The 8,484-nt window shown below is 51.5% G+C and carries 9 protein-coding genes; 4 read left to right on the top strand and 5 right to left on the bottom strand.

Annotated features, from left to right (window positions below; all coding sequences use genetic code 11):
- The 4 genes from BOW51_RS04700 to BOW51_RS04715 all read right to left on the bottom strand — a co-directional run.
- On the bottom strand, positions 1-2,528 hold a 2,528-nt coding region (locus BOW51_RS04700; RefSeq protein WP_281252863.1), incomplete at its 3' end, for a SpvB/TcaC N-terminal domain-containing protein.
- 442 nt (positions 2,529-2,970) lie between these two features.
- Positions 2,971-3,915 (bottom strand): MBL fold metallo-hydrolase, encoded by a 945-nt coding sequence (locus tag BOW51_RS04705; protein ID WP_078476676.1) that lies wholly within the window; start codon positions 3,913-3,915, stop codon positions 2,971-2,973.
- On the bottom strand, positions 3,912-4,376 hold the full coding sequence (tadA, locus tag BOW51_RS04710; RefSeq protein ID WP_078476677.1) for a tRNA adenosine(34) deaminase TadA: 465 nt from the start codon (positions 4,374-4,376) through the stop codon (positions 3,912-3,914). The genes BOW51_RS04705 and tadA overlap by 4 nt, the downstream gene beginning before the upstream one ends.
- Entirely contained in the window at positions 4,376-5,212 is an 837-nt protein-coding gene (locus BOW51_RS04715; RefSeq protein WP_078476678.1) for a PHP domain-containing protein, read from the bottom strand. The genes tadA and BOW51_RS04715 overlap by 1 nt, the downstream gene beginning before the upstream one ends.
- Before the next feature lie 46 nt (positions 5,213-5,258).
- Here BOW51_RS04715 and BOW51_RS04720 point away from each other — a divergent pair, with 46 nt between their 5' ends.
- Genes BOW51_RS04720 through BOW51_RS04735 form a run of 4 tightly spaced genes read left to right on the top strand, consistent with a single transcriptional unit; the run spans position 5,259 to position 7,741 of the window.
- Positions 5,259-5,993, top strand: a complete 735-nt coding sequence (locus BOW51_RS04720; protein WP_078476679.1) for a hypothetical protein — start codon at positions 5,259-5,261, stop codon at positions 5,991-5,993.
- An 18-nt stretch (positions 5,994-6,011) separates the two neighbouring features.
- Positions 6,012-6,554 (top strand): septation protein A, encoded by a 543-nt coding sequence (locus tag BOW51_RS04725; RefSeq protein WP_078476680.1) that lies wholly within the window; start codon positions 6,012-6,014, stop codon positions 6,552-6,554.
- The gene (locus tag BOW51_RS04730; protein ID WP_078476681.1) at positions 6,554-6,850 is read left to right on the top strand and encodes a YciI family protein; all 297 of its coding nucleotides are present in this window, start codon (positions 6,554-6,556) and stop codon (positions 6,848-6,850) included. The genes BOW51_RS04725 and BOW51_RS04730 overlap by 1 nt, the downstream gene beginning before the upstream one ends.
- A complete protein-coding gene (locus tag BOW51_RS04735; RefSeq protein ID WP_078476682.1) occupies positions 6,851-7,741 on the top strand; it encodes a peptidylprolyl isomerase in 891 nt (296 codons plus the stop codon).
- 71 nt (positions 7,742-7,812) lie between these two features.
- Here the strand turns inward: BOW51_RS04735 and BOW51_RS04740 are convergent.
- Positions 7,813-8,484 (bottom strand): phosphohexomutase domain-containing protein (locus BOW51_RS04740; RefSeq protein WP_503167665.1); only part of this gene is annotated, 672 nt, incomplete at its 5' end.

The raw sequence follows: 8,484 nt of genomic DNA on the forward strand, positions 1-8,484 counted from the left end.
ATTCTGTTTTCGCTAAAACCGTAACTGCCAAAAGTGCAGTTACTACCCTGGTCGCCAATTTGATTCCATCTGGCGTACGCATCAAGCTTGCCTTCCCTTCGAATCGCGCCAACCGGTCCTGTAACACCGTGTTTAATACCACTTGCATCATTATCGTAGAGATCGACTTTTGTTCCCTTGTCATCGGGCAGCAGTGTGACAATCGCATCCTGCAGGCCGTCACCATTGATATCAACCAGGCGGGTATTGCCGGCATCCTCACCAAAGTAGCTGAATGGCTCCGGGAGATCGTAGGCGTTTGTTTGTTGCCAATCGTCTACGCTGTTTAACCAGGTGCCACTGTAGGTTGCTGATTGCCTGTCGTTATAACCTATTCCCGCTTCACATCCATTGTCATAGCGACAGCTATCGACAGAATAGGTACCAATAGCATCTCTTTTGGATAGAAGAATGTCATTCAGTGCATCACCATTGATATCTACCATTCTGGCAGAAGAAACAGTATTGGGTTGGCTACCACGGAGCGGGCTACGGTAATCAAGGGGTACTGGAAGTGAAATTTCACTCTCGTCTGTCTGGGCGCCCCAGTAGTTTTCTGTACGAGAATCTTCACCCATCCTGTTGACTCGATAGGTGGCTTTATCTTGTTCTGATAAAAAATGAGAGTCGGGATAGTGGTATTCGTTTTCTGGTACGAGTTTAAAAAATGCACCGAATCCAACAGGGAGGCCTGTCGATTGAATTGGGACGCCAAGTGCAATGTAGTTTTCACTTGTATCGATATTTGAGCCGAATTTGCCTGAAAAGCTGCCTGTGGTGGGATAAATGCCAGTTTCTGTGGGCATAAATGTCCTGCCTTCAAACTCGAGCGTGTAAACACAGGTTTGGGTGTCAGCCATGTCGCATCTTTTTTTAATGAGGCCTCCAGGACAAATTGTCGGGGCACTATCCTGGCCATCATCAACATAACAGAAAAACTCTCTGTTAAAGCTGCCTCTTTGAAGCGCTTCAGGAGAGATGATTTGATAGGCAATTTCACCTGTACCCTTGATCACATCCGGCAGGTAATCTCCATTGATATCGCTTAATCTGAAGCCAGTATTAAACTCTTTGAATTGAGATAAAACAATTCCACCAATTGAGTCAATTGAGCCGTTAAAGCTTAATTGACGCCTCTCTGTAATGGGAGGCAAACTCTGTGAGGTAGCGGTTTGCAGATTATCATTCAGTGCACGTTCATAATTTGCATTAACAAGATCAACTGAACCGTCAACATCAATATCGGCGAGTCTTAGTCCGTTATCTTCCTCATCGTCTTTCAATTTGTAGGCTTTGGAATTATAGAAATCCGGATGTGGGCTATAGTCTTCCTGCCAATCCTGCCCATTATTGAGCCAGAGTTTTCTGGTGTCCTTTTTTATCCTCAGAATATCCGCAAGGCCATCAGCATTGAAATCAGCAACACGCATGCCACGGCCTTTTGCAAAAATATAGGAGTCCTGCTTGTCTCTCTTTGTAAAACTCTCAGGCAATGAGAATGTTTGGCTCAATTCAAATCCGGCCTTTTCCTCGTTCCAGTTAAAGTGGGTTTGTGGCAGACATTCGCCATCTGCGTTGCATTTCTGTAATGAGACGAGATGACTGCGCTGGGTCAGTGCGGAGTTTCCATAGTTGAGTTGGTATTGCGTGAGTAGCTGACCGCTGTAGGCGACTTCTACACGATCCAATAGATGTTTGATGACAGATTTGCCGCCGCCCGGGAGATAGGCGACGAGTGGATCAGCCCGTTCTGTTTCGCTATAGGTCAGATCTACCGAGACATTGGCATAGTCCAGCCCCTGCAGGAGGAAGTTGTCTCCACCGGTCGGTTTTAGATACCGGAAGTTGATGCTGTTGCCAGCCGGGGTTGTGTCTTCAATGGTTGAGATGCCCCAACGGTAGACATGCGCAAGGCTCTCCTTTGTGATCTGGAAACGTGCCTCTTGGGTCTCTCCGTAGCGCATATGCTGACCGGATTTTGTCCACACTTCCCAGTAGAGCGGTCCATTGGCACTGCCGTCGTTATGCGAAACTATTTTTGAGAAGGTGTCGATCTCGGTTCTGTATTCAGTACCTTCGGCACCCGGCGTGCCGTTGATAGCGATCAGGCGTTGCCCGTCAATACAGTAGCGATCGCGTTCATTGAAATAGGTGCCGCCCTTGAATCCGTCCTGTGCAATGGTGGCGCCACAGCGATGGATTTGTGACAGGCCATTGAGTTGGAATCCGATGCCGAGTGGACCATTACCGCTGTTGCTGTTGTAGGCGATTGCCAAGTCGGGTTTCATGCCGGCCACGCCTGCGGGTAGTTCGATTGGAATGCTGTAGCTTGCCGCGCCCTGGTTGATGCTGAACTTGGCTGGAATGCTGCCGACGACCATCGAGGTATCAATTGCCAGAACTGGCTGGGCAGTTGCCCCAATTCCTGCGGTTATTGCAATCAAACAGCTGAAAAGTAATGTCCGGACACGACGGCTCTTCCCTGGCATGGCAAATTCCTTTTTATTCGTTGTTATTCCGTTATTGGCTGGCGGCTTATTCTGTGGGAGCCTGCTTGTCATTCAGCATTCTCTGCTGATATCAGCCAAGTCAATCCTGTTGACTGTGTTTAACTATAGGTTTATTGCGTCTCTTTGTCTGTGGGCGAAGGATGACATTTGTGTAGGAATTCACCTACTAGACTGATGTATAGGAAAGGGTACGGACTTATAGAGGAAAGCCCGTAACATAAGGATGGCAGTGATGGGGTTTATCGCCCCGAGATGGGGCTACTGATACCTCTGTCGTCATACCGGCCTTGGGCCGGCATCCATGAGTACGTGCGCAGTTCAGAATGGACCCCGGGTCAAACCCGGGGTGACGAAATGATGGGGCCCGGGGTGATGAAATCTATCGCCCCGGGGCGGGGATCCTACAATGGTAGTGTCAGATTTACTCTTCGAGCAGCTCCTTCTCCATCGACAGGAAAACGCCATATGCATTGATCCTGTTGGCGCTACTAAATGCCGGCAGATGATCAAACTCCGACCAGTCGACGCTGTCATAGACTCCCGCGAATTCCATGAACTCCTCGACGCCTTCACCCATCTTCTCGCGCAGGTAGGCGAGATAGGAACGGGTACCAGAGATTGCCTGTCGGGGCTCTGATGCCGCTGGACCATGTCCCGGAATCAGTGCTTCAAGCCCTTCAGTCTCCATCGCCTCGAGTTTCTCAAGCCATGACTTGGTGTCTGCATTTCCGACAAATGGAACCCGACCCTCGAAAATAATATCGCCCGAATAGAGTACCTTGTCCTGTTTGACCAGCAGCGCCAGGTCTCCATCTGAGTGCGCCTTGCCGAGATAGACAATCTCAAAATCGATACCACCAAGACTGACACTGCTGTTATCTGTTACGGTGCTGTCCGGCGACACCAGGTGGGTATCATCGTTCACCCACGGGAAAAGGGAAACACGGCGCTCGTCGAGACGATTTGTACCAACATCCGAGTCGATGTACTCAAACGCCTCGCCCGGGGCAACAATTTCCGCCCCCGCTTCCTTGAAAACCTGCAGGCCATAAACGTGATCGGCGTGATAGTGGCTGACAACCACCTTGACGACCGGTTTGTCGGTCAGTTTGCGAATCTCCCCAAGCATTGCATTGGCCAGTGCCGGGGTACCCAGCGCATCGAAAACCACCACGCCTGCGTCGGTAATAACAAAACCTGCATTGGATATAAAACCCTCGAATTGTGTTGCCGTACCGGCATTACCCGGCACATACCAACAGTGCTCCGATACCTGTTCCGCTTTCACATTAACTGTTAGTGGCTCATACTCGGCAACGGTGACTGCCGGCAGCAGTAAGAACAGGGAAAGAAGACCTTTGATCATGTTTTTTTCTCCATCCGCCGGCGGCGGAAAAATTGACTCAGCTGGTGGCCACACTCATCGGCCAGTACACCGCCAGTAACTTCCACCTTGTGATTAAACCTGTCGTCACTCGGCAACAGGTCGAAAACGCTTCCGGCTGCCCCACCCTTGGGGTCGGAAGCTCCATAGACTACACGCCTGATACGTGCGTGCACAATGGCACCTGCACACATGGGACAGGGCTCGAGAGTAACATAGAGGTCAGCATCGGTAAGGCGGTAGTTAGCAAGCTTTGTGCTTGCATCCCGCATTGCCACGATCTCTGCGTGCGCAGTGGGATCAGAAGTTGAAATCGGGCAATTGTAGCCCTCGCCGATGATCTCGCCATTGAGCACCACCACGGCACCGACAGGCACCTCGCCCTCTTTCTCACCTTGGCTGGCGAGTTCGAGTGCCCTGCGCATATAACTATTCTCTTCCATTACGCCTCCAGCAGCTCCCAAACAGGCTTGCAGCCGACGGGAAGTGGCATCAGGCGGCCCAACTCAACCCACTGGTTTTCCGGCGTATGAAAATCTGAGCCGGACGATGCATGAAGATTAAAATCTTTTGCATGTCTTGCCATGGTGTAGCACTCATCCTTGCTGTGACTCCCGGAGACCACCTCGATGGCTTCACCACTCAGTTCCTGGAATTCGCCAATCAGCCTGCGCAATTTTGTGCGTGTCATTCCGTAACGGGCCGGGTGCGCGATGACCGCATGCCCGCCGGCATCATGAATCCAGCCCAGTGCTTCCTCCTGTGTTGCCCATTCACCACTGACATGGCCCGGCCTGCCCCTGACCAGAAAGCGTTTGAAACAGTCGCGCATGTCTCTTGCTTCACCCGCACCAACCAGGAAACGTGCAAAATGCGTGCGACTGACAAGGCGGCCGTTGGAGAGAGCGACGGCGCCATCATGCGCGCCGGAAATACCATGCTTTTCAAGTCGGCGGCCAATCTCCGCTGCACGCCAGTGGCGGTACTCGACCAGTCTCTGCAAACCAAGAGCGAGGCATTGATTTGCGGGATCGATGCCGAGGGCAACAATATGTACAGTCTGTCCGTTCCAGGTCACTGAAATCTCGGCACCGGTAACAATACGGATAGCGTGTTCCTGCGCAGCCTGTTGCGCCTCCTCGAGACCTTCGAGCGTATCGTGATCAGTCAACGCCAGCACATCGACTCCCATATCTGCCGCACGCGCAACCAGGCGCGCCGGAGATAGTGTCCCGTCAGAAGCGGTAGAATGAGAATGGAAGTCGTATTTAATCTGCATCTTGCTATTATACGTACTCGTACCGGGAAAATTCTGCAAAGAGATTATGGTTCAACGTCTGTCACCGGAACCGACACTGCTATTCGAGCATTTCTATGCCCTGGCCGACAAGGTTCTGGCTGCGTGGGATGATGAAGTATCTGTCGGTGAGGATACCAATCCGTGTCTTATCACCCTTGCCATGCAGGACTTGCAGGAAGTGATTGGGGCACTGCATGACCAGTATGAGGTCAATCCTCCCGAAGAGGAAGTAACACGCTGTACTGATTACGGCGTACAACTGTTCAGCGAAATGTCTCACCTGGCCGCAAAAGCAGAGCTTGAGGATGAGGCGATCGAGATCGAGAACATCTGCTTCCCGTTCGCGCTGTGGGGTGTGCGCCACGGTGCTGAACTTGTCACCATCGAGCCAATAGTCAACGCCATCGCACGGCTTGCCAACAGCCGTCAGCAGCCTGGCTTTCTCGAGGAGCTCTACCGTGAGGTCAGCGAAGTAATGCGCGCCACCTCGATTCAGCTTACACAAGAGGCCACACCATTAAACCTTGCAAATCCATGGCGGATTCTTCTCCTGAATCGCGCTATCATAGCGACTCGAAGCCACCAGGTACGCTTGATGGATGATGCCTTTTCGGCAATCGTTGAATATCTGCCTGACGAGGCGTCCGAATTCTTCCGCGAAGGAATGGAACAGATGGCCCTGGTCAACTATCCCGAACATGTTCGTGAACAGATGGCAACCTGGTATCAACGTTATTCCGGCAAACCGACCTTGCACTAACTTACTTAAATTAAAGCTATGAAACTTCTTTTTGAACTATTACCCGTACTGCTGTTCTTTATTGCTTACAAAATCTCCGGCATCTATGTTGCCACAGGTGTGGCAATTGCAACCGCGGTCATCCAGATTGCCATTGCCGCATTGCGTGGTAAAAGCATTACCAATATGCAGTGGATTACGGTTGGCCTGCTGATCCTGTTTGGCGGCCTGACCATCATTTTTCAGGATCCGACCTTTATCAAGTGGAAGCCGACCATCGTCAACTGGCTGTTTGCCGCAGCATTTCTTATTGCACCCTTTGTCAGCAGTAAATCGTTTCCACAGCGCATGATGGAGAACAGCGTCTCACTGCTGCAGGATCAGTGGCAAAAGCTCAATATTTCATGGGTGCTTTTCTTCGTCGCCAGTGGCATGATCAACATCCTTGTCGCCTACAATTTCAGCGAGGCGACCTGGGTCAACTTCAAACTATTCGGCCTGATGGGCATGACCTTCCTGTTCGTACTTGCTCAGGGAATCTACATCAGCCGTATTGCTCAACCCATTGAAGAGAACAACTGATGTATTACGTAATTATTGGTCAAGACTGTGAAAACTCCACTGACAAACGCCTCTCAGTGAGACCACAACATCTCGAACGCCTTGAAAAACTGCGTGACGAGGGCCGTTTGCTAACCGCGGGACCCAATCCTGCAATTGACAGTGAAGATCCGGGCAGTGCAGGTTTCAGCGGCAGCGTTATTATTGCTGAATTTGATTCACTTGAAAGTGCACAGGAGTGGGCAGATGCCGACCCTTACAGAGGCGCCGGTGTCTACACCCAGGTTACTGTCAAACCCTACAAACGAGTATTCTGAATGAAAATGGAAATAAAGATGAAAATGAAAATGGAGCTGAAAAAAATTGTTCTTGCCGCACTGCTGGCAAGCCCTGCTGCACTAGTTGCACAAACCGAAGCCCCCGAGGATGTAGTTGACATCGCCAAGGAACTCAACATGCCCGTGATGACAGTCAATGGTGAGAACATGACCGTTGGCCACCTGCTTGCCTATCGCATGACTCGCCAGGGGATGCCTCTGCCACAAGATCCGATGCAGGCACAGGATGTGCTGGTTAATGAACTCTTCAGCAGTATGCTGCTGGCACAGGAAGCCGCAAAAATGGGCCTCGATAAACAGCCCCAGGTAGTCGCCAGGCTTGATGTTGTACGCCAGCAGACCCTGCGCCAGGCTGCTCTTGACGAACTCATCAGGAAACAGGAGGTTTCAGAGGAAGATCTCAAGGCTGCCTATGACGAACAGCATGGTGCAACCGAGAAGAGTGAGTACAAGACCCGTCATATCCTGGTTGAAGATGAAGATACTGCAAAGGAAATCATCAAGGAACTGGATGATGGCAAAGATTTCGCAGAACTCGCGATATCAAAATCGACCGGACCAAGTGGCCCGAATGGCGGCGACCTCGGCTGGGTAGAGACCGCTCGTGTCGTCAAGCCATTTGGTGATGCACTCACCAAGATGGAAAAAGGCAAGCATTCGTCATCACCTGTAAAGACCCAGTTTGGCTGGCATGTCATCCTGCTGGAAGAGAAGAAAACCAGCACGATTGAGCCACCTGCACTCGAAAGTGTGAGAGACGAACTGACCGAATCGCTGAAGATAGAGGCTGTGCGTAAGCACCTGGAAAATTTCCAGAGTAGCGCCGAACTCTCATTTCCCGAGGGAAGCGGAGTGGAAGACACCAAGTAGGTGTTCAACAGCCCCTGGCGGGATTGTTTTAAGGTGAAAGGTACATTATGTAGCTTTCACCTTGTACCTATCTAACTCGCGGCGTGCAGCTGACTAATCGCACTCCTGATGTCATCTGCAATTGCGTTGGCGAGCTTGTCGACATGGGCTGCATCCGTTCCCTCGACCATCACGCGTAACAGTGGCTCTGTACCCGAGGGACGCAACAGAACCCGGCCATTCTCAGCCAGCTCCTTTTCTGCAGCAGCTACTGATGATGAGACGGATTCGAGCTCCATCAGTTCATCTGCACGCTGACTGCCGAGATCGAGGTTGACCAGCAGCTGCGGGCACTTCTCCACCGCCTGGGTTAGTTCATCAAGGCGTTTACTACGCAATTGCATCTCGGCAAGCACCTGCAGTGCGGCAACCGTACCGTCACCGGTAGTCGATACATCTCGACAGATGATGTGACCTGACGGCTCACCGCCGAGACACCAGTCGTTTGCCAGCAACTGCTGCACGATATAGCGATCACCGACATTGGTTCGCTGCAGACCAATGTCCTGCTTCCTAAGTGCCAGTTCGAGGCCAAGGTTGGTCATCAGGGTACCGACAACAGGCCCATGCAACTTGCCCTGCTGCTGTCGCGAGATGGCAATGATGTAGAGAATCTCGTCGCCATCAACCAGTTCACCCTTGTGGTTAACCATGATGAGGCGATCACCATCACCATCGAGTGCAACACCTGCGTCCGCCTGCTG

It is taken from the genome of Solemya elarraichensis gill symbiont (genome assembly GCF_002021095.1).
Classification (GTDB): Bacteria; Pseudomonadota; Gammaproteobacteria; order Chromatiales; family Chromatiaceae.

Bases quoted from the DNA above. Each gene is read 5' to 3' on its own strand.
- BOW51_RS04705 (WP_078476676.1), bottom strand. From the start codon at position 3,915: ATGATCAAAGGTCTTCTTTCCCTGTTCTTACTGCTGCCGGCAGTCACC.
- BOW51_RS04730 (WP_078476681.1), top strand. From the start codon at position 6,554: ATGTATTACGTAATTATTGGTCAAGACTGTGAAAACTCCACTGACAAA.
- BOW51_RS04720 (WP_078476679.1), top strand. From the start codon at position 5,259: ATGGTTCAACGTCTGTCACCGGAACCGACACTGCTATTCGAGCATTTC.
- BOW51_RS04735 (WP_078476682.1), top strand. From the start codon at position 6,851: ATGAAAATGGAAATAAAGATGAAAATGAAAATGGAGCTGAAAAAAATT.
- BOW51_RS04725 (WP_078476680.1), top strand. From the start codon at position 6,012: ATGAAACTTCTTTTTGAACTATTACCCGTACTGCTGTTCTTTATTGCT.
- tadA (WP_078476677.1), bottom strand. From the start codon at position 4,376: ATGGAAGAGAATAGTTATATGCGCAGGGCACTCGAACTCGCCAGCCAA.
- BOW51_RS04715 (WP_078476678.1), bottom strand. From the start codon at position 5,212: ATGCAGATTAAATACGACTTCCATTCTCATTCTACCGCTTCTGACGGG.